The organism is Streptomyces sp. MMBL 11-1 (genome assembly GCF_028622875.1).
Taxonomy (GTDB): Bacteria; Actinomycetota; Actinomycetes; order Streptomycetales; family Streptomycetaceae; genus Streptomyces.
The window spans coordinates 6,566,782-6,591,879 of record NZ_CP117709.1 but is presented as its reverse complement, the minus strand read 5'-3'; the positions used below and the strand labels follow the sequence as shown (position 1 = coordinate 6,591,879).

Annotated in this window: 21 protein-coding genes; 5 read left to right on the top strand and 16 right to left on the bottom strand. The window is 72.0% G+C overall.

Annotation, left to right across the window (positions count from 1 at the left end; genetic code table 11):
• Positions 1-14: 14 nt before the first annotated feature.
• Positions 15-242, top strand: coding sequence for a hypothetical protein (locus PSQ21_RS29295; protein WP_274034309.1), 228 nt, complete (start codon positions 15-17; stop codon positions 240-242).
• The gene (locus PSQ21_RS29290; protein ID WP_274034308.1) at positions 236-1,000 is read left to right on the top strand and encodes a ZIP family metal transporter; all 765 of its coding nucleotides are present in this window, start codon (positions 236-238) and stop codon (positions 998-1,000) included. Before PSQ21_RS29295 ends, PSQ21_RS29290 begins: the two co-directional genes overlap by 7 nt.
• A 38-nt stretch (positions 1,001-1,038) precedes the next feature.
• Here the strand turns inward: PSQ21_RS29290 and PSQ21_RS29285 are convergent, their stop codons facing one another.
• Positions 1,039-1,716, bottom strand: coding sequence for a GAP family protein (locus PSQ21_RS29285; protein WP_274034307.1), 678 nt, complete (start codon positions 1,714-1,716; stop codon positions 1,039-1,041).
• Between the two features lie 242 nt (positions 1,717-1,958).
• Positions 1,959-3,356 (bottom strand): YncE family protein, encoded by a 1,398-nt coding sequence (locus PSQ21_RS29280; RefSeq protein WP_274034306.1) that lies wholly within the window; start codon positions 3,354-3,356, stop codon positions 1,959-1,961.
• A 245-nt stretch (positions 3,357-3,601) separates the two neighbouring features.
• On the opposite strand from PSQ21_RS29280, the gene PSQ21_RS29275 reads away from it, so the two are divergent.
• On the top strand, positions 3,602-4,594 hold the full coding sequence (locus PSQ21_RS29275) for an NAD(P)/FAD-dependent oxidoreductase (RefSeq protein ID WP_274034305.1): 993 nt from the start codon (positions 3,602-3,604) through the stop codon (positions 4,592-4,594).
• 52 nt (positions 4,595-4,646) lie between these two features.
• Here the strand turns inward: PSQ21_RS29275 and PSQ21_RS29270 are convergent, their stop codons facing one another.
• The 5 genes from PSQ21_RS29270 to PSQ21_RS29250 all read right to left on the bottom strand — a co-directional run bounded on the left by PSQ21_RS29270 (position 4,647) and on the right by PSQ21_RS29250 (position 12,178).
• Complete coding sequence (locus PSQ21_RS29270; protein ID WP_097866856.1) at positions 4,647-5,249, bottom strand: helix-turn-helix domain-containing protein; 603 nt, start codon at positions 5,247-5,249, stop codon at positions 4,647-4,649.
• A 126-nt stretch (positions 5,250-5,375) separates the two neighbouring features.
• Complete coding sequence (locus PSQ21_RS29265; protein WP_274034304.1) at positions 5,376-6,518, bottom strand: acyl-CoA dehydrogenase family protein; 1,143 nt, start codon at positions 6,516-6,518, stop codon at positions 5,376-5,378.
• 4 nt (positions 6,519-6,522) lie between these two features.
• Positions 6,523-7,272 carry a thioesterase II family protein gene (locus tag PSQ21_RS29260; RefSeq protein ID WP_274034303.1) on the bottom strand — a complete coding sequence of 250 codons (750 nt, stop codon included), beginning with the start codon at positions 7,270-7,272 and terminating at the stop codon, positions 6,523-6,525.
• Between the two features lie 2 nt (positions 7,273-7,274).
• On the bottom strand, positions 7,275-8,900 hold the full coding sequence (locus PSQ21_RS29255) for a GMC family oxidoreductase (protein ID WP_274034302.1): 1,626 nt from the start codon (positions 8,898-8,900) through the stop codon (positions 7,275-7,277).
• Positions 8,897-12,178, bottom strand: coding sequence for a non-ribosomal peptide synthetase (locus PSQ21_RS29250; protein ID WP_274034301.1), 3,282 nt, complete (start codon positions 12,176-12,178; stop codon positions 8,897-8,899). The genes PSQ21_RS29255 and PSQ21_RS29250 overlap by 4 nt, the downstream gene beginning before the upstream one ends.
• 219 nt (positions 12,179-12,397) lie before the next feature.
• Between PSQ21_RS29250 and PSQ21_RS29245 the strand changes: the two genes are divergently transcribed.
• Positions 12,398-12,982 carry a flavoprotein gene (locus tag PSQ21_RS29245; RefSeq protein ID WP_274034300.1) on the top strand — a complete coding sequence of 195 codons (585 nt, stop codon included), beginning with the start codon at positions 12,398-12,400 and terminating at the stop codon, positions 12,980-12,982.
• Positions 12,983-13,046: 64 nt separating this feature from the next.
• On the opposite strand, the gene PSQ21_RS29240 is transcribed toward PSQ21_RS29245, so the two are convergent.
• The 9 genes from PSQ21_RS29240 to PSQ21_RS29200 form a co-directional block, all read right to left on the bottom strand.
• Positions 13,047-13,454, bottom strand: coding sequence for a RidA family protein (locus tag PSQ21_RS29240; protein WP_274034299.1), 408 nt, complete (start codon positions 13,452-13,454; stop codon positions 13,047-13,049).
• 109 nt (positions 13,455-13,563) lie between these two features.
• Positions 13,564-15,021 (bottom strand): NAD(P)/FAD-dependent oxidoreductase, encoded by a 1,458-nt coding sequence (locus tag PSQ21_RS29235; RefSeq protein WP_274034298.1) that lies wholly within the window; start codon positions 15,019-15,021, stop codon positions 13,564-13,566.
• 113 nt (positions 15,022-15,134) lie between these two features.
• Complete coding sequence (locus PSQ21_RS29230) at positions 15,135-15,884, bottom strand: methyltransferase (RefSeq protein ID WP_274034297.1); 750 nt, start codon at positions 15,882-15,884, stop codon at positions 15,135-15,137.
• Positions 15,885-16,013: 129 nt separating this feature from the next.
• The gene (locus PSQ21_RS29225) at positions 16,014-17,240 is read right to left on the bottom strand and encodes a Cmx/CmrA family chloramphenicol efflux MFS transporter (RefSeq protein WP_274034296.1); all 1,227 of its coding nucleotides are present in this window, start codon (positions 17,238-17,240) and stop codon (positions 16,014-16,016) included.
• Positions 17,241-17,611: 371 nt separating this feature from the next.
• Positions 17,612-18,076, bottom strand: coding sequence for a group II truncated hemoglobin (locus PSQ21_RS29220; protein WP_274034295.1), 465 nt, complete (start codon positions 18,074-18,076; stop codon positions 17,612-17,614).
• A gap of 104 nt (positions 18,077-18,180) precedes the next feature.
• Complete coding sequence (locus PSQ21_RS29215; protein WP_274034294.1) at positions 18,181-19,008, bottom strand: AfsR/SARP family transcriptional regulator; 828 nt, start codon at positions 19,006-19,008, stop codon at positions 18,181-18,183.
• A gap of 311 nt (positions 19,009-19,319) precedes the next feature.
• Positions 19,320-20,210, bottom strand: a complete 891-nt coding sequence (locus PSQ21_RS29210) for a class I SAM-dependent methyltransferase (protein WP_274034293.1) — start codon at positions 20,208-20,210, stop codon at positions 19,320-19,322.
• A gap of 164 nt (positions 20,211-20,374) precedes the next feature.
• A complete protein-coding gene (locus PSQ21_RS29205) occupies positions 20,375-21,118 on the bottom strand; it encodes a thioesterase II family protein (protein WP_274034292.1) in 744 nt (247 codons plus the stop codon).
• Positions 21,115-21,579, bottom strand: coding sequence for a hypothetical protein (locus PSQ21_RS29200; protein WP_274034291.1), 465 nt, complete (start codon positions 21,577-21,579; stop codon positions 21,115-21,117). Before PSQ21_RS29200 ends, PSQ21_RS29205 begins: the two co-directional genes overlap by 4 nt.
• 637 nt (positions 21,580-22,216) lie before the next feature.
• Between PSQ21_RS29200 and PSQ21_RS29195 the strand changes: the two genes are divergently transcribed.
• Positions 22,217-25,021, top strand: coding sequence for a BREX system ATP-binding domain-containing protein (locus PSQ21_RS29195; RefSeq protein WP_274034290.1), 2,805 nt, complete (start codon positions 22,217-22,219; stop codon positions 25,019-25,021).
• The last annotated feature ends 77 nt before the right edge of the window (positions 25,022-25,098 follow it).

Here is a 25,098-nt window from a genome sequence, read left to right as displayed (position 1 = left end):
CTCAGGAGAGCCCCGTGAACGACGACCGTGCCGTCGTCCTCGCCTGCCGCACCGCCACACGCCTGGAACCGCTGATCGCACCTCGGCGTGAGGACAGCTTCCAGGCGTCGGCCACCGGCCTCGGCCCGAACGACGACGCGGTCCGGACCTGCGTCAGCGGGCTCGACAGGCGGCTCGCCCGGATCGTCGGCCTGCACACCGTCCCCGTTCCCGGCCGTCGCCCTCGCTCCGGGGCGTGCTGACCGTGCCCACCTTCCTGGCCGCCGGCCTGATCGGCCTGCTCGCCGCCATCGGGTTGCTGCTCGGCGCGATCGTGGGCTACACCGACCGCCTGAGCCACCGCGCCATCGCGACCGTCACCGGGTTCGGCGCCGGCGTGCTCATCGCCGTGCTCACCCTCGAACTGCTCGTCGACTCCCATGAGCACGGCTCCGCCCCCGCCACCGCGATCGGGTTCCTCCTGGGCGCCCTGCTGTTCTCCACCATCAACCGGGGGCTCGAACAACGCGAGGCCGCCCACCGCAAGCGGTGCGGCGCATGCGTGGCCCAACCCACCGAAGAACAGGCGCCCGGAAGCGGCACCGCGATCGCGGTGGGAGCGCTGATCGACGGGATCCCCGAATCCATCGCGATCGGCCTCACCGTCGCCACCACCGGCGGCTCGGGGGCTCCGGTCGCCCTGGTCGCCGGTTTCTTCCTGGCCAACATCCCCCAGGGCATCTCCAGCGCGAGCGGCATGCGCCAAGCGGGCCGGTCCCGCACCTACGTACTCGGGGTCTGGAGCACCGTCGTCGCCACCTCCACCCTCGCGGCGGTCCTCGGTGCCGTCGCGTTCGCCGACGCCGGCGGCACCTTCCTCGCGGGCCTGACCGCTCTCGCCGCGGGAGGAGTGCTCGCGATGCTGGCCGAGACCATGATCCCCGAAGCCTTCCACCTCAACCACCGCTTCATCGGCGTCATCACCGCCACCGGCGTCGTGGTCGCCCTCCTCCTCCAGTGACCACACGGCTCGCCTCGGCGTGGTGGCGCGCGGAACACTCAGGAGGTCAGAGCGCTGATCGCGTCCCCGAGGTACTTGGCTCCGAGGACCAGCAGGAGAACCGTCATGATCGCGGCGTTGTGAGCGCCCATCCACGCCTTCCAGGACTGCAGCGTTCCGACGGCGCGCTCACCGCCGAGGAAGTAGACACCCAGCGGGAGCAGCGTGCACAGGGAACCGACCATGACGAACAGCGCCGCCGCGGCGGCCTCACCTCCGGCAGTGGTCGGGCTGGAGGCGATGGACACCGCACCGCCGATGGCCAGGGCGAGGTTCTTCGGGTTCAGTCCGGCCAGTACCGCGGCCATCGCGGCGGACTTGCCGGGGGTGAAGGAGCCGATGGTCGTCATCCACTTCGGTGTCGCCGCCTCGTGGCCCGGCGCCGGTCGTCCCCGCCACTGCTTGACGGCAAGGAGCAGGAACAGCACGCCGAGGGCCAGTTTGAGCCATGCGGTCCAGGTGGCGGGGCCGGAGTCCGTGTCGGCTCCGGCCCCGGCGCCGAACAGCAGGACGACGGTGGTGATCGCCCCCAGGGTCACCACCCAGGCCACGGCGAAGGCCGTGCCGTTGGCGCGCGCCCTCGGGGTGGAGAGCATCAGCACGATCGCGATCAGCGGGACGGGACTGATGGCGATACCGACGGCTGGAGCCAGCATCTGTCCGACGGCATCACCCACGTGGAGACGTCCCCTCTCTCTTGATCGTCAACGCTCTCGAACCGGAATCCCGGCCGATGGCGTCTGCCGCTCCTCCTCATTTTCGGCCGGCCGGCCCCTCGCCACCCGTGGGCCGCTCCATTCGGATGACGCGAACACCGTGCGGTGCGGCACGGGACCGGCCGGCTTGCCCCACCGACCTGCGACGCGGCAGGTCGGTGGGGAGTGCGGCGGCACCTCTGGGACTTCGGGCCCGCCGGCGGTCAGTCCGAGACGATGTCCACCGTGACCGAGCCGTACGAGTAGGCGTGCCGCGTGTCGCCGTAATAGTGGGCGGTGTACCGCACGGAGCCTTTCGCGCGTGGCACGTCGACGAAGCTGAAGGAGCCGTCGGCGGCCACGGGGGCGGTGCCGATGTGAATGCCCTCGCCGAGCGACGGGTCATCGAGCCGTACGACGTCGACGGTGCTGCCCGCCGCGAGAGGGACGGGCGAGACCACACGCCCCGTCAGTGTCAGGTCGTGGTTGCGCGGTGAGGTGGCGGGGGCCGTGAGGGTGAGGCTGGTGGCGACCTGCGGCATGTCCAGGACCCGCAGCCCCACGGACGTGGAGGGGCCCGCGCCGATCTCGGTGACCGCGAAAAGACGCCCGCCGTCGGGCGCCCAGGCCAGGCCCGCCGGGCGGAGCCTGTCCTCGGGCGCGTACAACTCCTCCGAGGTCGCCGGGAGGTCCCAGTCCTTGAACGCCGCCTCCTCGCCCGGCGTGAAGAGCGAGACGTCCGGCTGTCCGCCGCCGGCGTAGGTGCCGGTGGCTATCGTGCCGTCCGGGGCGACGGTCACCGCGACGGGGTTGCCGCCGACCGCGTACTGGCCCTGGTGGGTCAGGTCCGTGGTGCTGAACACCTGGTGCGCGTCGGGCTCGGCGCAGGAGACGACCACCTGCCGCGCGTCCGGCGTCAGTGAGAGGTCCTGGAGGCTGGAGCAGCCCGCGGGGCCGGGGCCGACCTGCTGCTCGCGCCGCTCGGCCCGCCCGGAACCCACGTCGTACAACGCGACGGCGACCGAGTTGCCGTCGGCCTCGGCGGCCACCAGGAGATCCGGGTCGGCCGGGGAGGCCGCCAGGTGCGGGAAGCCCCCGAAATCGTCCATGACATGGTCCAGGGTGACCTTCGGCTCGGTGTCCGAGAGGTCCACGGAGCCGAGCGCGCCCGTCCAGGTGTCCTTGGCGTAGCCGAACCAGAGCTGCCCGCCGGCCGTCGCCAGTGAGGTGGGGCCGGCGTACGCGCCCGCCCCGGTGCCGGTCTCGAACCGCGCGGTCTCCCGCAGGGTGGCGGTGTCCACGGCAGCGATCGCCCCGGCGTCCCGCAACGCCACGTAGAGCGTCCCGGAGTCCGCGGACAGGGCGAGCCCCCAGGCGCCGGCCGCGCCGTCGATACGCCGCACGACCCGGCCCTGGTAGTCGGTCACCAGGACGCTCCCGCCGACCGGGTCGCTGAGGAAGACGTGCTGGTGGTCGCCGTCGACCACGATGTCCTTGTACGAGCTGATCGGCAGTGCGCCGCTGTTGGCGTCCGCGCTCGCGGCGGGCGCCCCGACGCCCAGGAGCGACAGCCCCAGGGCCGCGGTGAGCGCGGCCCTGCCCACTCGTCGTCGAGTCTTCATCTGTGTGGTCCCCTCCTCTTCGCCCCGCACGGACCGTTTCCGCGCAGGGCGTGACGGACGGGGCGGTCGGATCTCCCCGACCACCCGTCGTGACCATCAACCTAGGAGGCACCACTGACACATCGTCGGGCCGGCCGCACCCCGCCACGCTTCGGCGGGGGGACGCCCGGCCCGTGTCCCGGAAACGGCAACAAAGATTGCGCGGTGGTGGTCCGCATCGCACCCTTGCGGCGGAGGTGATCGCCATGACCGGCGCCAACAACACCACGAACACCCGGACTTCGTATGACGTCATCGTGATAGGTGGCGGGGCGGGCGGGCTGAACGCAGCGCTCGTGCTCGCCCGGGCCCGTCGAACCGTCGCCGTCGTCGACGCCGGGGAGCCCCGCAACGCTCCCTCGGCCCATATGCACAGCTTCCTCTCGCGCGACGGTGTTCCCCCGCTCACCGTGCTGGAGGTCGGCCGTGCGGAGATAGCGCGCTACGGCGCCGTCCACGTCGACGGCCGGGTGGATCAGGTGGAGGCCGCGGAGACCGGAGGGTATGTGGTGCGGCTCGCCGGAGGCGCGACGCTGGACGCCCGGCACGTCGTGCTCGCCACGGGGCTGCACGACGAGCTGCCCGACCTTCCCGGCGTGCGCGCCATGTGGGGGCAGGATGTGCACTTCTGCCCGTACTGCCACGGCTACGAGGTCCGTGACCAGCCGATCGTCGTGCTCGGTGTCCACCCCGCGTCCCCCGGGCAGGCTCTGCTGCTGCGCCAGTGGTCGAGCCACATCACGTACGTCCCGCACGGTCGGCCGCTCACCGACGAGGAGCGGGAGCGGATGGACGCGCGGGGGGTCGAGGTGGCCGAGGGGACGGTGTCCACCCTGCTCGCCAAGGACGGCCGGCTCAACGCGGTGGAACTCACCGACGGGCGGACGCTGGAGTGCGCCGGCGTGTTCCTCTTCCCGACGATGACTCCGAACGACGGGGCCTTCGACGGGCTCGGCTGCGAGAAGAACGAGCAGGGCTGGCTGGTCACGGACCGGGCGGGCCGCACGAGCCGCCCCGGCCTGTGGGCCGTCGGCAACGTGGTGGACTCGCGCGCCCAGGCCGTCACGGCGGCCGGTATGGGTGCCGCCGCGGCCTTCGCCCTCAACCACGACCTGGTGGACGAGGAGATCGAGCGCGCTCTCGTTGAGCACCGGGCTTCCGCCGACCGGTCGACGGAAGCGCCCGTACCCGCGTCCTGAGTGGCCCGACCGGAGACCTTCACCTCCGCGTTCGCCCAGCGCCCGCCCCGGCTCAGGTGCCGGAGGCGGGCGTCCGGCGTGTCGGCCGGGCTCTTATGTGCATCCTCTCGCCCTGCTGCCCGAAGAGGCTCAGGACCTCGACCGGGCCGTCCCCGGTGCTGCCGAACCAGTGCGGCAGCCGCGTCTCGAACTCGGCCACCTCGCCGGGGTCGAGCACGATGTCGTGGTCGGCCAGGACCAGCCGCAGCCGCCCGGAGAGCACGTACAGCCATTCGTACCCCTCGTGGGTGCACAGCTCCGGGGTGGCGCGGCTCGCCGGCAGGACCATCTTGTAGCTCTGCAGCGGACCGGGCTGACGGGTCAGCGGCAGGACGGTGTTGCCGTTCACCGCGTGCGGCTTGAGCCGCACGCGCGGATCGCCCACCTCCGGGGCGCCGACCAGTTCGTCGAGCGGGACCTGGTGGGCCTGGGCGATGGGCAGCAGCAGTTCGAGACTGGGGCGGCGCTGCCCCGATTCGAGGCGGGACAGCGTGCTCTTCGAGATGCCGGTGGCCTGCGACAGGGCGGCGAGGGTGACACCGCGCGCTGTGCGCACCCGCTTGAGCCGGGGTCCGACAGCGGACAGGGCCTGGGTGATGGTCGAGGACTGCTCCACGCCGTCATTAGACCGACTGAATCCGGGAATCGCAACCGACGGTGCCGGTTCGGCAACACCCCGTCCCCGGCTCGGGGGGCCGGGGACGGGGGGCGGGTGTTTCCGGGGCTGTGCCCGCGGGCTGTTTCAGAGGCCCAGGGACCGCCCGATCAGCTCCTTCATCACTTCCGTGGTGCCGCCGTAGATCGTCTGCACCCGGCTGTTGGCCCACTCCCGGGAGATCGCGCTTTCCTTCAGGTACCCGAAGCCGCCGTGGATCTGGAGGCAACGGTTCGCGATGTCCACCTGGAGCTCCGTCGTCCACCACTTCACCTTCGCGGCGTGGGTCACCGAGAGCCGGCCTGCGTTGAGTTCGGCGACACAGTGATCGAGGAACACCTGGGCGATCGTCAGTTCGGTGTCCATCGTGGCCAGTTGGAAGCGGGTGTGCTGGAAGCTGCCGATGGTCTGGCCGAACGCCTCGCGGGTCTTGGCGTACTCCAGTGTGTCCGCGAGCATCCGCTCGATGGCGCCCACCGCCACGGTGGCGATGCTCAGTCGCTCCCGGGGCAGCCCGGCCATCATGTAGGCGAGACCGGCGTTCTCCTTGCCGATCAGGTTCTCGGCCGGCACCCGGCAGTCGTCGAAGAACAGCTCGCAGGTGTCACTGGCGTGCCAGCCCAGCTTCTCCATGCGCCGCCCGCGGGTGAACCCGGGCGTGCCGCGTTCCACCACGATCAGACTGATGCCCTGCGCGCCCCGGTCGGGGGCGGTCTTGACGGCGACCACGACGACGTCGGCGTTCTCACCGTTGGTGATGAACGTCTTCTGCCCGTTGAGGACGTAGGAGTCGCCGTCGCGGCGCGCGGTGGTGCGGATGTCGGCGACGTTGGAGCCGGCGTCGGGCTCGCTCATCGCGATCGCCGCGATCAGCTCGCCCGAACAGAGGCCCGGCAGCCATCGTTTGCGCTGTTCCTCGGTGGTCCGCCCGGCGAGATAGGTGGCGATGACGTCGTTGTGCGCCACGAAGCCCGGTGCCGTCGCGCGGGCCCACATGATCTCCTGCGAGAACACCGCGGGGTAGCGGTAGTCGCTCTCGCCGCCCCCGCCGTACGCGGGGTCCACGCCGATGCCGAGCAGTCCCGTGCGCCCGGCCTTGCGCCACACCTCGCGGTCGACGATGCCCTCCCGCTCCCACCGGGCGTGGTGCGGCACGACCTCGCGATGGAGGAACTCCCGGCACGTCGTCCGGAACTGCTCGTGCTCCGCCTCGTACCTGCTGCGTGCCACGCGGTCACCCCTTCCCGGGGTCGGTGTCGTCGACGATGGTGGTCAGGGTTTCCTTGGGGCGCTGTACCGCCGCGAAGTGACCGCCGTCGATCGCGACCCGGCGGGCGGGGGCCGAGGTGCAGGGGGACCACTGCCAGACCTTCTCCGGCGGCGCGTGCACGTCCTGGCGGGCGGCGATCAGGGTGAGCGGGAAGTCGACCCGCAGCCCGGAGGCCTCCTCGGCGAACTCGGCCCGTACGGCGTCGTCCTCCCGGAGCATCCGCAGCAGGATGCGGCTCATCGTCGGATCGGCGAGCACGGCGGACGGCGTTCCCCCGTCGGCGGCGGTCCTGGCCAGCAGTTCCTCGTCGGGTACGGAGTCGAGCAGCGTTCCCGGTCGCTGGAGCCGGGGCGGGATCGCCGCGGACAGCACGGCCCGCTCCGGCGCCGCACCGACCTGGCGGACCACCTCCGCGGCCACCGCCAGGGCCATCGTCGCGCCGAAGCTGTGGCCGAAAGTGGCCCAGCGTACGCCAGGGGTCCGTTCCCGTTCGGCCAGCAGATCGGCCACGACCGGCTCGGCCATGGACCGTACGAGGGCGTGGAATCCCGCGGCCTTCCGCTCCCGGCGGCGGGTGCCCCGGCCCGGTGCGTCCACGCCCCGGACCAGGACGTGCGGCTCGCTCTGGGCCTGCCACGCCCGGTAGACCAGTGAAGTCGCCCCGGCGTGCGGGAAGCAGTAGAGCCGCAGTGGGGGGCTGGGTACTGACTGCACCTTCACTCCTTCGTGCTCCGGGCCAGCTTCTCGGCCAGCATCAGGGTGGTCAGGTTGGTGGGCGCGCTGGGGATGACCGGGAAGAGCGAGGCGTCGGCGATCCGCAGGTTGCGGATGCCGTGCACCCGGCCTTCCTGGTCCGCGACCGCCCACGGGTCGCTCTCCGGACCCATCCGGCACGAACCGGCGGCGTGCCAGCCGGGGTTCATGATGTGCCGGACTCCGCTGCGCAGTACGCCGTCGTTGGCGACCATCCGGTCGCTCCAGAACTGGGTCCGGGTCAGGTTGCCGGAGAGACCGGGCGAGCGCAGGAAACTCCAGGCCCGGCGGACGCCGTGGCACAGCCGGTCCACGTCCTCGGTCTCGGTGCCCAGGCCCAGCTCGATGACGGGCGCGGCCTGCGGGTCGGCGCTGTCCAGGTAGACCCGGCCCCGGGAGCGCGGGCGCATCAGCATCACGGAGATGCCGACGACGAGCGGCCAGCCGAGGCGGTCGACGAAGCCGGGGATGGTGTGGCTCTCCACGTTGTTGAGAAGGCCCACCTGGATGTCGACGTCGTCGTCGAAGCCGCTGCTCATGCGGGCCGCCACCTGCCGCCAGGGCAGGCCGGCCGTGCAGACCCCGTCGGCCGGCTTGGACCAGATGACCACCGACGGGTGGTCCACCAGGTCACGGCCGACCCCGGGCAGGTCCACCACGGGGGTGATGCCGAGGGACCGGAGCAGTCCGGCGCCGCCGACGCCGGAGCGCTGAAGGATCACGGGCGTGCCCACCGCACCGGCGGTCAGCAGAATGTTCCGGGCCCGGATCGTGGTGGGCGTCCCGTCGATCTCGGCTTCCACGCCGACGGCCCGGTCCTTCTCGAACAGCAGGCGGGTGACCCGGACGCCGGTGCGCAGGTGGAGGTTGGGCAGGTCGCGGACGCCGGCCAGGAAGGCGGTGGAGGCGTCGATGCGTTCGCCGTCCACGGCGTTGCCGGGGATCGGGCCGACTCCGCCCTCCAGGCCGGCGTTGAGGTCCGGGAGGTCGGTGACGCCCTGGCGGTTGCACTCCTCCCAGAAGGCCGCGTCCAGCCGGTGCACCTGTGCGCGCGGGGTGCGGCGGATCGGCAGCGGTCCGCTGTCCCCGTGCAGGCGGCCGGGGAAGTCGGCGTCGTTCTCGATGTCCTTGTAGAACGGCAGCACCTGCTCCCACGACCAGTCCGGGTTGCCGCCCGCCTCCCAGGCGGCGAAGTCGCGCGGCAGCCCCCGCAGGGCGATGGCGCCGTTGACGGCGGAGCCGCCGCCGACGACCTTGCCGAGCTGATAGGGGAAACGCTCCCACAGGGCCCGGGCCGCCGCGCGGCCCCCGGCGCGGCCCTGGATCACCTCCTCCCAACTGCTGTCGCTGGTACGAAGGTTGGCGCGGTAGTCCCAGTTGTGGCCGGACAGTACGAGACGGCCGGCGTCGGCCAGGGGGTGGGTGCGGTCCCGGGGGCGCGGCTGGTCTTCGCCGGCCTCCAGGAGCAGGACGTCCCCGGCGTCACGGGCGGCGAGCCGGGCGGCGGTCACGGCTCCGGCGGAGCCCGCACCGACGATCACGTACTCCCACTCGCGGACCGGCGCGACGGGCTCAGGGGTGGCGGTCACGTTGCGGACTCCTCGACGGATGCGATCAGTTCGGCGAACGAGGCGATCGACGCGTTCATGAACAGGCCCTCGACCATCTCCTGCTCCATGTCGGCCTCGGTGCCGAACTCCGTGCGCAGCAGCGCCAGCAGGCCGACGGCGTGCAGCGAGTCGCCGCCGATGTCGAAGAAGCCCTCCTCGACGCCGAAGTCACTGTGCTCCAGCTGCTGGGACCAGAGGGCGAACAGCCTCTCCTCGACCCGGCTGCGTGGTGCCACGCGCGCGGAGACGCCGGCGGAGTCCTCGTTCCACGGCGTGGGGAGCGCCTTGTGGTCGATCTTGCCGTTCGCCGTCACGGGAAGGGTGTCCAGGGTCAGGAAGCGGCTGGGCACCATGTAGCCGGGCAGCCGGGCGGTCAGCGCCTCGCGCAGCACGGCCGGGTCCGGTTCCGTCCCGGGCTCGGGGACCACGTACGCGACGATCTGCCGTTGCCCGGTGCGGGCGTGGGCGGGCGCGGTGACGAGTGCGGTGCGCACCTCCGGCCTGCGCACCAGGGCCGCCTCGATCTCGCCCAGCTCGACGCGGTAGCCGTTGATCTTCACCTGGAAGTCCTCGCGGCCGAGGATCTCGATGTCGCCGCCCGGCAGATAGCGGCCGAGGTCGCCGGTGCGGTAGACGCGCTCTCCCGTGACCGGGTGGACGGGGAAGCGTTCGGCGGTGCGCTCGGGGTCGCCCAGATAGCCCTGTGCCACGCCTACGCCACCGATGTGGATCTCGCCGGTGACGCCGACGGGAGACGGTTCCAGCCACTGGTTGAACACGTGCATGGTCTGGTTGGCCAGCGGCTTCCCGTAGGGGATGCTCGACCACTCGGGCCGAACGGTCTCGATCGGATGGTGGATCGACCAGATCGATCCCTCCGTGGCTCCGCCGAGGCTGATCACCCGCATCGCGGGTACCTTCTCCCGCATGCGGTTGGGCAGGTCCACGGGGATCCAGTCACCGCTCAGCAGGGCCAGTCGCAGCCGGCAGCCGCGCGGTACGTTCCCCTCGCCGAGCGAGTCGATCCACATCCGCATCGGAGCGGGCACGCTGTTCCAGATGGTCACGCCGTACCGGCCGATGAGCTGCGACCAGTGGGCGATGTCGTTGCCGCGCGCGGGGTCGGGCACGACGACGGTGCCGCCGGCGCCCAGGACGCCGAAGACGTCGTACACCGACAGGTCGAAGCCGGCCGGCGCGAGCGCCAGCACCCGGTCCTCCTCGCCCACGGCGAAGCGCCGGTTGATGTCCTGCACGGTGTTGGCGGCGCTCCGGTGGGTGATCATCACGCCCTTGGGTTCGCCGGTGGAGCCCGAGGTGAAGATGACGTAGGCCAGGTCGTCGTGGCCCTGGCGGCGCTCCGGCCTCTCGGCGGAGCACGCCAGGGTCTCCTCGTCGTCGGCGGTCACCACCGCCACATCCGCCGGCCAGGCCAGCTCGTCGCGCAGCCCCGGCTCGGTCACCACGGCCCGCGCCGAGCACCGGGCCAGCAGCTTCAGCCGCCGCTCCTCGGGCAGTTCCGGGTCGACGGCCACGTAGGCGGCACCGGTGTGCAGCACGCCGAGCAGCGCGGAGAACTGGGCGGCGCCCGGTCGCATCGACACCGCGACGATCTCGTTCGGCCCGGCACCGGGGCCCTGGAGCAGCCGGTGCGCGATCCGGTGCGCGTTCTCGGTGAGCCGGCGGTAGGTGGTCTCCTCGCCGGGCGTGATCACGGCGATCGCGTCGGGGCGGCGCGCGGACGCCTCGGCGACCAGCTCGTGCAGCAGGGCAGGCGGGATGTCCTCGGCGGTGGCGTTGGCCCGTTCCCGCTCCGCGGCGTCCGCGGCGGGCAGCGGCACGATCCCGCGGGTGGCGTCCCATACGGCGGGGTCGTCCGTCAGCCGGTCGAGCAGCGTCACGTACGCCTCGAACATGGCCTCCAGGGCGCCGTCGGGAAAGAGCCCCTCGACCGCGTTCCAGTTCACCGAGAGCCGGTCGCCCAGCTCCAGGATCTGGTTCTCCAGCCACACCTGGGGGGTCCGGCTGTAGTCGTGGACCAGCTCCCCGAACGACTCCAGGCTCCTGGGGCGGGGCTCGCCGTCGTCGTCGGCGCCGAGCGTGCTGGAGAAGACGACGGGCATCGAGGCCCGGCCGTCGTCCCTGCGGCGGGCGAGGTCGCGCAGCACCTGGATGCCGCCGTGCGCGGAGTGCGCGAGGTCCTCCAGGGCCCGCTCCTGCAGGTCCCGTGCCCGCTGCTCGAAGGTCTCCTCGGGCCGTCCGCCGACGGCGAGCAGGCTCGGGGCGAGGAAGTCGCCCATGATCCGGCCGATCTGCGGGTGGCGGCCGAGCCGGTGGAACTGGGTAACGGTCAGGGTGAACTCCTGCCGCCGCGACCAGGTCCGCACCACCTCCGCGTAGGCGGCCAGCAGCACGGCCGACGGCGTCAGCCCGTGCCGGCCGGCCGTCGCCCGCAGCGCTTCCCAGCGTCCCGGTGCGAGCACCGCGCGGTGTCGGACGAAGCGCGGGGTGCCGAGCTGTTCGGGGGCCGTGGCCAGTGGCAGCTCGGGCGCCGGGGGCAGGCTGTCCAGGCGGTCCGCCCAGTACGCGGCGGCCTCCTTGCCCGGGGTGTCGCCCCGCAGTTCCTCCTGGGCGAGCACGTAGTCGCGGAATGCCAGCTCCAGCGGTTCCGGCTGCCAGGCCGGGGCGTCGTAGTACCGGCGCCATTCGTCGAGCATCCGGTAGAGGCCGCGCATGTCGAGGAAGAGCAGATCCACGGCCAGGTGGAGCCGTACCCGGTCGCCGTCGAGCAGCGTGGTCCGGACATCGAGCAGCGGCGCCCGGTCCACCGGCAGCACCTCGTCGGTCAACTCATCACGTATTAGCTGAAGTTGGGCCTCCTGCTCGTCCGGGGTCCGGCCGCGCAGGTCCGTGCCACGCATGCGGTAGGGCTCCACCTCGTCGGCGGGCAGCACGCGTTGGGTCTGGTCCGGCCCCACCACGGTGCGCAGCGCGTCGTGCCGGGCGACGACCTTGTCCAGGGCCTCGGCCAACCGGTCCACGTCGAGATCCGGACAGTCGAACTCCAGGTAGAACTGGCTGGATATGCCGCCCAGTTCCAGGCCCTTGTGGCGGCCGATCAGATAGGCCTGCTGAATGTCGGTGAGCGGGAACGGCTCGTGACGACGCTCCGGCCGCGGCTCGATATCGGGCAGCCGGACCGCCTTCCGACCGGGGTGGCCGGCACCGCCGCGCAGCTTCGCGAAAAGATCCTCCATCGATTTCCGCCTTTCATCGGACGCCCTGGCGGGCTATCGAATTCGTACGGAAATCGAGGCTAAGCAATGGGGGTAAAGAGCCTCAATACGGTCGGACCGTAGGGACGACCGTAGGATTTGGCCCGCGCTCGACCGCCGCTGGACCGGCGGCGTACTTCCCCCGTCCAGCCCGGCAGGGCCCATTGACCGATACCGGGAACTCGACGACATCATCGAAGCATGAGAACTCAGAAATCCCCGGGGACAGCCGGGAATCGCATACTCGTCGGTGGCACCGGATCCATCGCGGTGTCCCGCCTTCCTTCGTACGTCGGGACGATGCGCCGAGAGATCGCGGGCAGCACGTTCACGGTTCTGCTGACGCACACCGCGGCCTCGTTCATTTCCCCCGAGAGCGTGGCGCTGTTCGCCGAGCGGGTGGTGAGCGGCGAATCCCCGGCGGACTGGCCGACCGACAAGCCGTCCCGGCTCGCCGCCGACCACGACGTGCTGGTGGTTCTGCCGGCCACCGCGCACACGCTCGCCGCGGCCGCGGGAGGAGCGGCGCCCAACCGTCTGATGACGGTCGCGCTGTCGGTGGACTGCCCGGTCGTCTACTTCCCGGTGATGGGGGCCCGGATGTGGGAGAAGCCGGCCGTCCAGCGGAACATCGCCCGGATCCGCGAGGACGGGGGGCTCGTCAACGAGCCGGAGTGGCACGACGGTTTCGACCCGACCACGGGGACCGCCAGCCACCACCCCGATCTGCCGTCACCGGAGTCGGTGGCCGCGGTGGTCCGGGAGCTCCTCGCCAAGCGGCACTGACCCGCGCAGCCGTACGGCCCCGCCGGATCGGATCCGGCGGGGCCGTACGGCTGTGCGGGCATCGTCAGGAGGCGATGGCGGTCGCCTCGATCTCGATGAGGAAGTCGGGTTCGGCGAGCGTGGCCACCCCGACCAGGGTGGTGGGCCGGATGACGTCGGCGCCCAGTTTGGCCGCCGCGCGCTCGGCGCCCGCGGTGACGGCTGCCCACTTGTCCAGCGACCAGTCCACGACGTACACGGTCAGACGGAGGACGTCGTCGAACGTGGCACCGGCCGCGGCGAGACCGGTGGCGATGTTGAGGTAGACCTGCTCGGTCTGGGCCGCGAGGTCTCCCAGACCCACCGGCTCACCGTCGGCGGTACGCGGCGTCTGACCGCTGAGGAACACCACCCGGGTGCCGGTGCCGACGGCCAGCTGCCGCCACCCGAAGGGCTTCGGGAGGCCGGGTGGGTCGATCGCTTCTACTGCCATGGCATGTCCTTTCTCAAAGTGCCGCGCGGGCGGCGGACCTGCATCCGCCCGCGCGGCGGTCATCGGTGCGAGGGGCGGCGCGGGGCGCGGTGGGACGCGCCCCGCCCGGTCAGCTGTACTCGCGGCAGGTCGCGTAGTACTTGCGCAGCAGGCTGACGACCTCGGGGTCGAAGCGGGAGGCGAAGAGCAGCTCGGCCGGCGGCGTGTACTCGGGGTCCAGCTCGTTGGCCCAGGCGAGGGTGGCCGGCCGCAGGTCCATCTCGATCCACTGGTGCCACTCGACGGGGATCGTCCAGTCCTGTTCGTAGCCGATGCCCATCTGGTGGTCGATGAGGAGGTCCACGATCTCCTGGCGGGACCCCGCCTGGATGGGCTGACGCAGCGGGGCGAACCGGTCCAGGTCGGCCAGCGGCTCCTCACCCAGGATGCGGGCGGCGAAGTCCTGGGCCAGCAGCGGTGAGAGGTGCAGCCCGTCACGGTAGGTGCCCGTCATGATCCACAGGCCCTGCATGCCGCCCTCGCCGAGGAGCGGGAACCCGTCCATCGACACAGGACGGTTGCCCACCTGGACCTTGGTGACGTCGCTGTTCCAGAGGCTGCGGCGGACCTGGCGGTGGGCGCACTGGAGGAGGAAGACCAGGTCGCGCATCTCGGCGGTGTCGCGGGGCTCCACGGAGATGACGTTGGTGGCGCCGAGGTAGACATGCCCCTCGCCTCGGGGGACGACGTGGAGTCCGCAGGCGAAGGAGCGGTTCGGGGTCCGGATGACGCTGTCCGGCGTGCTTCCGTCCACGGACTTGACCAGGGCCGAGACACCGTAGCCGCTGACCAGCCGGGGGATGCGCGGGCCGACGGGCAGGCTGTCGAGAAGTTCCTGGGTACGCGCGCCCGCCGCCAGCGTCACCTGGTCGGCGGCGATCGTTCTGCCGGAGGAGGTGACGATTCCGGTGACCCGCTCGCCCCGGTACTCGACGCGGGTGGCGGACTCGGGGACGAGGACGACCCCGGCCCGGACGGCCGCGGACTCCAGCCGCTCCAGGAGGGCGGCGGCGTCGACCGCGTGCTCCCCCGGTATGTGGAAGGCCTTCAGCGGGCGGGAGATCGGCTCGGCGTCCACCCAGTCGAGGTCGGCGGGCTCGACGTCCTCGAAGGGCTCCGAGTAGCGGGTGAGCTCGGCGCGGATGGCGTTGTAGTTGGCGTCGTCGATCTCGGCCGTGCCGATGGTGTTGAGGACGACGGTGGTGCCTTCGGCGGTCTTGACGCCGGCACCCTCGGTCCCGTCCTCCAGCTCCGCCAGCCACTGGGGCCACAGCTTGGTGGCCTCCATGCCGAGCTCCAGCTTGGCGCGGCCGTGCTCGGTGGCCAGCAGCGAGGTGGTGACCTCGCCGAAACAGCCGAGCATGGCGCCGGCCGCGGCCGAACCGGCCCAGGGGCGGTTCGGCTCGCCGAGCACCGCGACGCGCTTGCCCCGCTGTGCCAGGACCCAGGCGAGCGAGAGACCGAGGACTCCGTTGCCGGCGATGACGACATCGAAGCCGGTGCTGTTCGTGTTCCCGTTGGCGCTCATGACATTCCCATCCTCCGGGGCGCTCGTGTCGCCCAGTCGTGAATCGAATTAGTCGGAACCGGTGGCCCTGGGCTCGAAACAGGAAAATGGTCGGCCGGGCCTGGAACAGAAGGTCAGCTGCGCTGGAACTCGTACATCGTGAAGTCCATGTCCACGATTCCGCGCTCGTTGGTGTGGGCCGCGACGACCGGCGAGTCGCCGAATTCCGCGGCGGGCAGCTCGACGGACTCGCTGCGGTACCGGTGGCCCTCGAAACCCGCTTCCGCGGCGGCCCGCAGCATCTTCTCCTTGTTGCCCATCGCCTCGCTGGTGCCGAGATAGACGCGCCCGTCCGCCGCCAGGTGCGGAACCACGTCACGGAAGAACCGGTGGACCATCTCGTACCCGGGGTCGAAGACCGCGCGCTCCATCTGCCCGGCGTAGGGGCGGTTCTCGGGCGCCTCGATGAAGGGGGTGTTCCAGAAGACGAGGTCGAACGGCTCGGCGGGCTCCAGTGCGTCGAAGAGATCGCTGGCCAGTGCGGTGACCCGGTCGGACACTCCGTGCCGGGCGGCATTGCGCAGGGTGTTCTCCGCCGCCGCCGGGTTGATGTCCAGGGCCACCACGTGCTTGCTGCCGCGCTGGGCGGCGAGCACCGAGGCGACGCCCGCGCCGCAGCCCATCTCCAGGAAGCGGCCGTCGCTCCGGTACGGCACCCAGGAGGCGAACAGGCCGGGCCCCGGGTCCGTGTACGGGGGAAACACCTCCGGGAGCAGGTCCCATTCCATGTCCAGCAGTGAGAAGGTCGTCTGCGTCGGACGGTCCGGGCTCTGGATCTGTGACACCACCCAATTGCCTAATTCGTAGCCGAGCTTGTTGTCCATGCGGTCCTCCCTCAAGGGGAGCCGCAGAGAAACCCTCTCGGTGTCTCTCTGCGGCTCCTGGCGATGGAAAGCTGCCGGCGGAGCGCGACGTGCCACGCCGGACGGGAAGCGACGAGCTCGGAGCGGGGGTCAGTTCTCGCCGGTCGCGGCGCTCCGGGCCCGGTTGCGGGCCATCGTCCGGTCCATCAGGACGACCGGGATGGTGATGGCGGCCAGGACGGCACCCAGCCAGGGGATCGACGTCAGACCGGCGCCGGCCCCCAGCGCGATGCCCGCGATGACGGGGACGATGCTGATGCCGAGCTGGAACATGGAGACGGCGGTGGCTCCGGCGAGCGTGGGCGCCTCTGCCGCCACGGTGAACACCCGCCCGTAGATGGCCGGGTTGAGCACGAAGCCCGCGACGCCCAGGAGCAGGACGAGGACGACGACGGAGATGGCCGACTCGGCGAGCAGGGCGAGCAGGACGGAGGTGATGAGGATCCCGCCGGCGCCGATCAGCAGCGCGTGGTGTGGTCGTCCATCGGCGATCCTGCCCCCGACGGAGATGCCGACGAAGGCACCGACACCGAACAGGACGAGGATCGGGGGCACCCAGACGGAGTCGATTCCGGTGGTGTCCGTCAGGAACGCCGCGAGGTAGTTGTAGGTGATCATGTAGGCGGCCGTGCTGAGCAGGGTGGCCGCGTACACCACCCACAGCTGGGGCTGTCGCATCGTGCGCAGTTCCCGCCGCACGCTGGGTTCCTCGGCGGCGCGGGTCGCGGGTACGGCGATGGCGGTCGAGATCGCGCCGATCAGGGTCAGGACGACCACTGCCCAGAACCCGCCCCGCCAGCCGGTGAAGTGGCTGAGCAGTGCGCCGGCCGGGCCGCCGCCGACCATGGCGATGCTGAGCCCGCTGACGACCACGCCGGAGGCCCGCGCGGTGCGGTCCGGGGTGACGAGTCCGATCGCGGTGACCGCGGCGACCGCCCAGAACCCGGCGTAGGCCAGGCCCGCGATGAAGCGGGTGACCATCAGCACGGTGAAGTTGTCCGTCAGGATGCCGATGCCCACGGCGAGGGCGAACACCACTTGCGAGACCACCAGGGTGGTCCGCCGCGGCCAGCGCAGGGTGAGCACGGCGAGCGGCGGGCCACCGATCACCACACCGATGGCGAACGCGGAGATCAGCGCGCCGGCGGAGGACAGGGAGATGTTCAGGTCGTCGGCGATGTCCGGCAGGACACCGGCGAGCAGGAATTCGGCGCTGCCCATGGCGAACAGGCTGAACGCGAGCAGGTACACCGCGAACGGCAGTCTGTTGCTCGCCTTGCCGGACGCGGGCTCGTGGACGTCGGTCTCGACGCTCATCGGCTGCCACCTCCCGACAGCTGGGGGGCCGACTGCCGGGGGGACCGCGGGGGACGCTGGGAACGCGGGTGCGCGATGTCATCGCGCACCGGCCCAGGACTGGTCAAACGCATGGGCGAACTCCTTGCTCGGATGGTTCGGGGACGAATCAGGGCGGGTGCGCGCCGAGCTGCCAGGTGGCGGGAGTACGGCGCCGGGCCCCGTCGGTGGACGCCCTGGTGGCACGGGCGCCTCGGCGACCCGCTGGATCATGGCGGTCACCGCTGGTCCCCATGCTGGAACCGAGCGTGGCGAGCGGGCAACTTTTGTTGCCGATTCCGGGACGTCGGCCGGGGGCCCGTCCGGGCTGCCCGCGAGGGCCCGCCACCCGGTCAGTCATCGCCCGGCTGGGCCTCGCCCCAGCCCCACTTCTTGATGGTCGTACGGCTCGTGGGCCCTACGCCCGGCTGCGAGTTGGCCATCGCGCGGCGCGACCCGAACTCGATGTAGCCGACGAACGCCGAGCGGAACTCCGCGTCCTGGGGAAGGCCCACGGCGTCCATGGCCTCCAGCATCAGCTCCACCCAGCGCGCCCGCTGCTCCGGCTTGACGGCCCGGCCGCGGTGCTGGCGGACCATGTGGGGGTAGCCCCCGTGTTCCTCGGTGTAGCGCTCGGGGCCGCCGAGGACCTCGCCGATGAAGGTGGCGACGTGCTGCGGGTGGTCGTCGGCCATGTGCTGGAAGAGCGGGGCGAGCAGCTCGTCCTTGCGGACGCGCCGGTAGAAGTCCTCCGTGAGCCGTTCCAGCGCCTCGGCGCCGCCGGCCCATTCGTAGAGGGTGGGTGTCTGGTCCGTCACTGTGTCACCTTTCGCTCGGCCGTCCTGGGCGGAGGCGCGGGTGTCCCTGTGTCCGTGCGTGCTGGGTGTTCTCGGCGTAGCCGTCGTCCGGGGCCGGGGTGCGCTCAGGACGCGTACAGATCGAAGGTCGGGGTGGGCCGGCCGCCCTGGGCGACCGTGTCCAGCCGGGGATCGACCGAGAGCATCGCCTGGTGCAGCCGCTGGAGTTGGGGAGCGGGCTCAAGGCCCAGCTCCTCGATCAGCCGCCGGCGCAGGCCGCGGTAGAGGTCGAGTGCGGCGCACTGCCGGCCGGAGCGGTAGAACGCCACCATGGCCTGGGCGTGCAACCGCTCGTCGTTGAGGTGGAGTCCGGTCAGCCGGACGAGTTCGGGCAGGAGTTCTCCGTGCCGGCCGAGACGCAGCTCGGCGTCGATACGGCGCTCGGTCGCGAGCAGTCGGCTCTCTTCGAGGCCGGCGGCCTCGATCCGCAGCGGCGCTCCCACCCGTACGTCCGCCAGCACCGGCCCCCGCCACGACGCCAGGGCCCGGCGCAGCAGCCGGGACGCGAGCTCGCTGTCGCCCTCCGCGAAGGCGGCGTGGCCCGCCTGGGCCGTCCGCCGGAACGCGAAGGCGTCCACGTCCTCCTCGGCGATCCGCAGCAGATAGCCGCCCTGCCCGGTGACGAGCAGGCTCCGCGCGCGGGCCGGTCCGTCCGGGCCGCCGAGGGCGGTGGCCAGGGTGCGGCGCAGTCTCAGGATGTACGTCTGGAAGGTGGCGTGCGCGCTGCGCGGCGGCACGGTCCCCCACAGCTCCTTCCGCAGGGTGGTCACCGGGACGAACTGCCCCGGGTGGAGGGCGAGGAGCGCCAGGATCTGCCGCTGCTTCGCCGCCGTAGGGGCGATCGGAACTCCGCCCGCCTCGGCGTGCAGCGGGCCCAGAAGCTGAATCTTCACGCGTCCTCCGTCTCCGGCGTAGGCGCCTCCGGCCTCTCGGCCCGGCGAAGCGGCTGCTCTGGGAAGGAACGTAGGAGTGCGGGGGTGGGGGGCTCAATACGGTCGCACCGTAGGGCTGACCGAAGAATCTGTGGGGGGTCGCCCTACGGTCGTGCGGACGTGCGGACATGGCTGAACGGCCCGCGACAGAAGGCATCGCGGGCCGTTCGGACTTCGGGGACCGTACGCACGTCGGGAGCCGTGCGAGGGGGCCGGGCGAGCACGCCGACGGCATCCGGACGGTCAGGTCGGCCGGGCCGGGCCGGGTCGGGTCAGGTCCGGTCCCGGCACAGGCGGGCGGTGTGCACCGTGATCGCCGTGAGGTAGAAGACGTCGGGGCGCCACAGCACGCCGGTTTCGGCCTCGGCGTCCACGAGTTGTTCCAGCGTCAGCCGGTCGACGGGGTCGAGCCGTTCGCCGAGCTCGGTGAGTGTGCGCTGCAGGCGGGCCTGCAGATGGCGGCGCACGGACAGGTCCAGCGGGGCAGGGTAGTCGATCAGGAAGGTGCGGGTGCCGGCGGGCACGAGCCCGGCGGAGGCCAGCAGGCACGGCCAGTCCTCGGCCACGGAGGTGGCGTCCGGCAGGCCGGCCCGGGTGTCGGCGAACTGCGCTTCGAGGGCGACGTCCAGGCGTGCCTGGAGCCCGGCCCGGCCGATGCCTATGTCACGGGGCAGGAAGCGTGGCGGCAGCCCCCGTTCGGCGACGGCGAGCATCCCGCCGGGCCGCAGTGCGGACGCCAGGCTCCGCAGGGCCTGCTGCTGGTCACCCAGATGACGGCACACATTGCCGGTCCAGATCAGGTCGGCCGGACCCAGCCGCCCGAATTCATCGGGCCGTTCGGCCCGCCTGGTCGTGATCCGTCCGGTCAGCCCGCGCTCCGCGGCGCGGGCCCGGGCCCGGGCGAGGAGTGCGGGCGACCGGTCCACGGCGACGACGTCCGCCCGGGGGAAGACCTCGGCCAGGACGCAGGAGGCCGCCCCGGGCCCACTGCCCACGTCCAGGACACGGCGGATCGTCGCCGCACTCCGCTGCTCGGGTCCGAGGACGCCGCTCAGCCAGTGCGCCGCGTCCGTCAGGAAGCCGGAGTGCGGTTCCGCCTCGTGCTCCGGCGCAGCGCCGAGGGCCTCGTCGTCGAGGCCCTCGGTGCGGTCTGTGGGTGTCATACGGTCACCTCCGGCGGCCAGCATGGGGGCGCCGTGCATCCCGGACAACTCTTGTTGCCGATTCAGCAACCGGTCCGGGCGCCCCCCGCGGTGGCCGCCGCGGGCCTCGTACAACCGGTCCCACGAGGCCGGTCGGAGGAGGCCGGAGCGCGGCAGGCGCCCTGTCAGTACGCGGCCGCGTACCGGCTGCGGCGCACGGCTGCCGGGCGGATCAAGTCCCGTGCGAAGGTGCCCAGGAGCTCTTCCCGGGCGGTGAGCGGAAAGTAGTGGTCGCCGGGGAACACCGCCACCCGCAGCGCGCGCCGGCTGCACCGGCCCCAGCCCGCCAGGTCCGCCCCCGAGACGCTCCGGTCCTGCCGCCCGCGCATCGCCGTGACCGGGCAGTGCACCACGTGGCGCGGGTCGCGTCGGTACGCCTCCATGACGGAGAGGTCCGCACGGAGCGTGGCCAGTGTCCCGGCCGCGCGCCGCGGGCTCCGCCCGACCGGCGGCATCCGGCCCCGGTCGCGGAGCCTGCGGACCATGGCCGCGTCCGGCAGATGGCCGACCGCCCGCTCGGGCGCGGGCCGGTGCGGCACGCCGGAGCCCGAGACGTACAGCCGCTCGGCGGCCGCGTCGTGCTCCCATTCGAGCCGCGCCGCTATCTCATACGCGAGGAGGGCGCCGAAGCCATGCCCGTACAGCGCGAAGGGCCGGTCGCACATGCGGGCCACGTACGGGATGATCTCGGCCAGCAGCGGCTCCAGGTCGCCGCAGGGGCGGGTGCGGGGGTGGCGGCCCCGTCCGGGCAGTTCCACCGGGGTGACCACCACGGAGGGGCCGAGGGCCTCGGCCCACGGCAGGTACACGCCCGCCGACGCGCCCTCGAAGGGGAGACAGAACAGCCGCACCGAAGTGTCGCCGGTCATCGGGCCACCGTCCCCACGAGTCCGCCGGCCGCGCCGGGCCGGGTGTCGGCGTGTCGCGGGGCAGCCCCGCTCAGCAGTGCCCCGTACGCCTCGGTGGCCGCGTCGAGGAGGCGGAGCCCCGCCCGTCGGCCCATCAGTTCCCGGGCGTACCGCCAGGCGAAGGTCCAGGTCCGGTCGGAGCGCCGGATCAGCGTGGCGCACATCAACGGCGCCCGGTCGAGCGGGAGTCCGATGGCCGCCTCCCGGGCCAGCCGTTCGCGGAGACGGGCGTCCTGCACCTCCGGGCGGGTGGCCCGCCAGTCGACGGTGTGCAGGGGGAAGCGGGCGTGCGCCCGGACCGTACGGCGCAGTCCGCCGTCCGGCGTCCGTAACAGGGCGGTGCGGCACAGTGGCGTGTCGTCCAGGACGGCCTGCCAGGCCTGCTCGTACACCAGGGGCAGAACACGGTTCAGGGACAACACGAATCTCTCCGTGCGGTCCGCCTCGGACGGGGTGTTCGGCCGAGGCCGCCGGGTCGGGTGGATCGCCCTCGCCGGCCGTTGCTCCTCACTGATCACGGTCACGCGGGCACCGATCCCTCCATCAGGTTTTCGCCATTAGGCCGCGGCTGAATACGTCGGACGCCATGAGCTGATTTCCGTATGGATCACAGGTCACCGCAGCGGTGCCTGCAGAACGTACCTGTGCGGTACCTGCGCACATCAATACGGTGGCACCGAAGCAATGGCCGAAGAAATACGCTCCCGGCCCTTCGGTCGGAAGCAGTCATACAAATTCGATGCCTGACCGTGCTAGCGTCGGCACTCATCAGAGGTGTACGTCGTTCACCGGCGATCGGGGGATCGAAGTGGGGGCCCGGGCTTCCTCCACACCGTCGAAAGATGCCCTTTCCGCAAGGGAGCCGACGGCTTTTCTCATGCTCGGCGAACGACCCTCACGGTGCTGGTTCCGTATGTACACGAGACATCGACCGGCCTGCCACCCCATCCCGATGAAGAGCGCACCCGCTCCGGTCGGCAAGCGGACGAGAGCATGCTGCTCGCCGGACCGGACAACTCGTCCGAGGCGATTCACTCTTCAGATAAGAGGTGCAGGACCGTGCCGCAGGAACTGTTCGGCAGGAGTGCGGAATCGAAGATCGTCGTGGAGATGCTCGAGTCCGCGAAAGGCGGAGTGGGCTCGGTCGCGCTGGTGGAGGGCATCATCGGCACGGGCAAGACCTCCTTCCTGCGCTGGGCCGAACAGACCGCCCGTGAGCAGGGCATGGTCATCCTCTCCGCCACGGCCTCCCCCACCGAACAGCACTTCTCGCTGGGAGTCGTGCACCAACTCCTCGGCACGCTCCCCGAGACCGCGCAGAAATGGGACGCAGCGTTCGCGTCGGGCGGGGCCCCTTCGGGCGGAGGCCCGGACATCCCGGACTACGCGCTCCTCGCGGAATTGTGCGCCGGCCTGGGGAGGGCCGCACGGCGCGCCCCCGTCCTGCTGACGGTCGACTGCGTCCAGCACGCCGACAGCAGGTCCCTGCTCTGGCTGGGCTTCCTCGGCCGCCGTCTGGACAACCTCCCCGTCGTGCTGCTCGCCACCAAACGCTGCGGGGAACCGGCGCTCGACCAGCACCTCCTGGTCGAGATCATGGAGGGCGTCCGCCCCGACCGGCACATCCACCTGCACGACCTCAGCCCGAGCGCCGCCCTGGACCTGGCCGTCACGCTCCGTGGTCAGGACCACGGTTCCGTGGCCGCGCTGGTCGCCGACACGGGCGGCAACCCGTACCTGCTGACCGAGCAGTTACGCACCGCGTCGACGCACCCCTCCGACAGGAGACCGGCGGAGCCGTCGGGCGAGGGGCTGCGCCCGGGGGCGGTCAGGGAACGGATCCTGTGTCTGCTCAGGCGGCTCGGCCCGCACGGCCTGGCCATCGCCAGGGCGGCCAGCATCCTCAGAACCCCCCTGGAGCCCTCCATCCTCGCCGCTCTCTGCGGCGTCCCCACGGAGGACGCCTGTCATACCCTCACCCGGCTCACCGAGTCGGGCCTGCTGTGCGCCGAGAGGATGACGTTTCGACATCCCGTGCTCGCCGGACTGCTCTACGAGGACATCCCGTGCGCCGAGCGTGGGGAGCTCCACCGCCTCGCCGCCTGCTTCATGCGCCGGCACGGAGCCTCCTGCGAGGACATCGCCGCCCATCTGCTGCACTCCCACCGCCTGGACGAGCCGTGGATGGTCCGTCTGCTCCTCGACGTCGCCCAGGGAATGGTCGGCCGCGACCCCTCGGGGGCCCGGCGCCTGATCGACAGGGCCGTCCTGCACGGCGTGCCCGAGGAGCACGCCGCCCACGCGGAAGCGCTACGGATCCAGACGCTCACCGCCCTGGACCTGCCCGCCTCCGCCCGCGCGCTGACGGCACACGCGGCCGGCGCCTGTGGCCCCGTCGAGCGGTTCCGGGAGGCGTTGCGGCTGTCGGACATCCACCTGCGGCTGGACGATCCCGCCTGCGCCCGCCAGGCCCTGGAGCAAGCCCTGCGGGCGAGCGGCACGCCGGATCCCGCCACCGCCGCGCGGCTGCGCGAGCGGTTCACCCGCATCCGGATCCACGAGGGCACCTACCGGCACGGGGACGGGGTGGAGGACCGGCTGGAGCGGGTGCTGCTGCTGCGTACGGCCACCGGGGACTCGGCGGCGGCGGTACGGCGGATCGCCGACCGCATCCTGACCGTGCCGCGCACCCCGTACGGCTCGACCACCTGGTACCACGCGCTCCTCGCGCAGCTCTGGGCGGGCGACGTGGACGAGGCCGGGCGGCACATGGACACGGAGGTGCGGCTCGCGCACGCCGAGGGCACCGCGACCAGGATCGTCGACGCCCACGCCGTACGCGGCCTGGTGCAGCTGCACCGCGGCCAGCTCGCGGAGGCCGAGCACGACGCCCGCACGGCGCTCGAACTGCTCACGTCGATACACGCCGACAAGTACCACGTCGGTGCGCTCACCCGGAGCGTCCTCATCGACGTCGCGCTGGAGAGGGGTGACATCGCCATGGCCGGCGCTCTGCTCGACGAGGCCCCGATGCTCCTCGGGGAACAACCCGGCACCTGGTGGCGGCTGCACCTCCTGCACAGCGCCGGGCGTGCCCTGGGCAGGATGGGCCAGGCGCAGCAAGGCCTCACACTGCTCGCCCGCTGCGGGGAGGAGCTGACCCGCCGGGGCATCGTCAACCCGGCGATCCTGCCCTGGCTCTCCAGCTTGTCCACCCTCCGGCTGTCCCTCCGCAATGTGGCCGCGGCCCGCAGCGCGGCCCGGGAGGAGACCGAACGGGCCCAGCGCTGGGGCGCTCCCCTGGCGCTGGGCCGGGCCCTGACCGCCCAGGCCTCGGCCGGTTCGGGCAGCGAGGCGCTCCAGCTCGCCGAGCGTGCCGTGGAGCTTCTCGAACCGACCCCGGCTCCGCTGGTCTTCGCCCACGCCCTGTTCGCGGCGGGGAGCGCCCAGCGGCGGAGCGGCAAGGTCCGCCGTACCCGCGAGCTGCTCCACCGGGCCAACGAGGTCGCCATCTCGCTCGGCGCCGACGGCCTGGTGGAGGCGGTGCAGCAGGAGTTGCGGCACGCGGGCGGGCGGCCCGACCCGCGCAAGGACTCCGCGGAGTCGCTGCTCACCCCGACCGAACGACAGGTCTCCGAGCTGGCCGCCCGGGGCCTGAGCAACCGCGGCATCGCCCAGCTCCTGAAGGTGAGCCTGCGGAACGTCGAGTCCCATCTCACGCACTCCTACCGGAAGTTGCGCATCAACGGCCGGCACGAACTGGCCAGGTTCTTTCCGGCGGACGCGGCTCCCGTCCCGGCCGCGGTGCTGCTGCACCAGCCCCGTCCCACGCACTCTCCGCAGGAGCGCCTGCGCACCGGTTGAGCGACGGCGTCCGCACAACTTCCGGGACACGTGTCGGACTTCGTGGTCGGCGGGGCCCCGGTGGACGTTCCCGTCGG

Excerpts from the sequence above, each read along its gene's own strand:
- PSQ21_RS29280 (WP_274034306.1), bottom strand. The coding sequence starts at position 3,356 with ATGAAGACTCGACGACGAGTGGGCAGGGCCGCGCTCACCGCGGCCCTG.
- PSQ21_RS29275 (WP_274034305.1), top strand. The coding sequence starts at position 3,602 with ATGACCGGCGCCAACAACACCACGAACACCCGGACTTCGTATGACGTC.
- PSQ21_RS29250 (WP_274034301.1), bottom strand. The coding sequence starts at position 12,178 with ATGGAGGATCTTTTCGCGAAGCTGCGCGGCGGTGCCGGCCACCCCGGT.
- PSQ21_RS29245 (WP_274034300.1), top strand. The coding sequence starts at position 12,398 with ATGAGAACTCAGAAATCCCCGGGGACAGCCGGGAATCGCATACTCGTC.
- PSQ21_RS29240 (WP_274034299.1), bottom strand. The coding sequence starts at position 13,454 with ATGGCAGTAGAAGCGATCGACCCACCCGGCCTCCCGAAGCCCTTCGGG.
- PSQ21_RS29235 (WP_274034298.1), bottom strand. The coding sequence starts at position 15,021 with ATGAGCGCCAACGGGAACACGAACAGCACCGGCTTCGATGTCGTCATC.
- PSQ21_RS29230 (WP_274034297.1), bottom strand. The coding sequence starts at position 15,884 with ATGGACAACAAGCTCGGCTACGAATTAGGCAATTGGGTGGTGTCACAG.
- PSQ21_RS29225 (WP_274034296.1), bottom strand. The coding sequence starts at position 17,240 with ATGAGCGTCGAGACCGACGTCCACGAGCCCGCGTCCGGCAAGGCGAGC.
- PSQ21_RS29210 (WP_274034293.1), bottom strand. The coding sequence starts at position 20,210 with ATGACACCCACAGACCGCACCGAGGGCCTCGACGACGAGGCCCTCGGC.
- PSQ21_RS29205 (WP_274034292.1), bottom strand. The coding sequence starts at position 21,118 with ATGACCGGCGACACTTCGGTGCGGCTGTTCTGTCTCCCCTTCGAGGGC.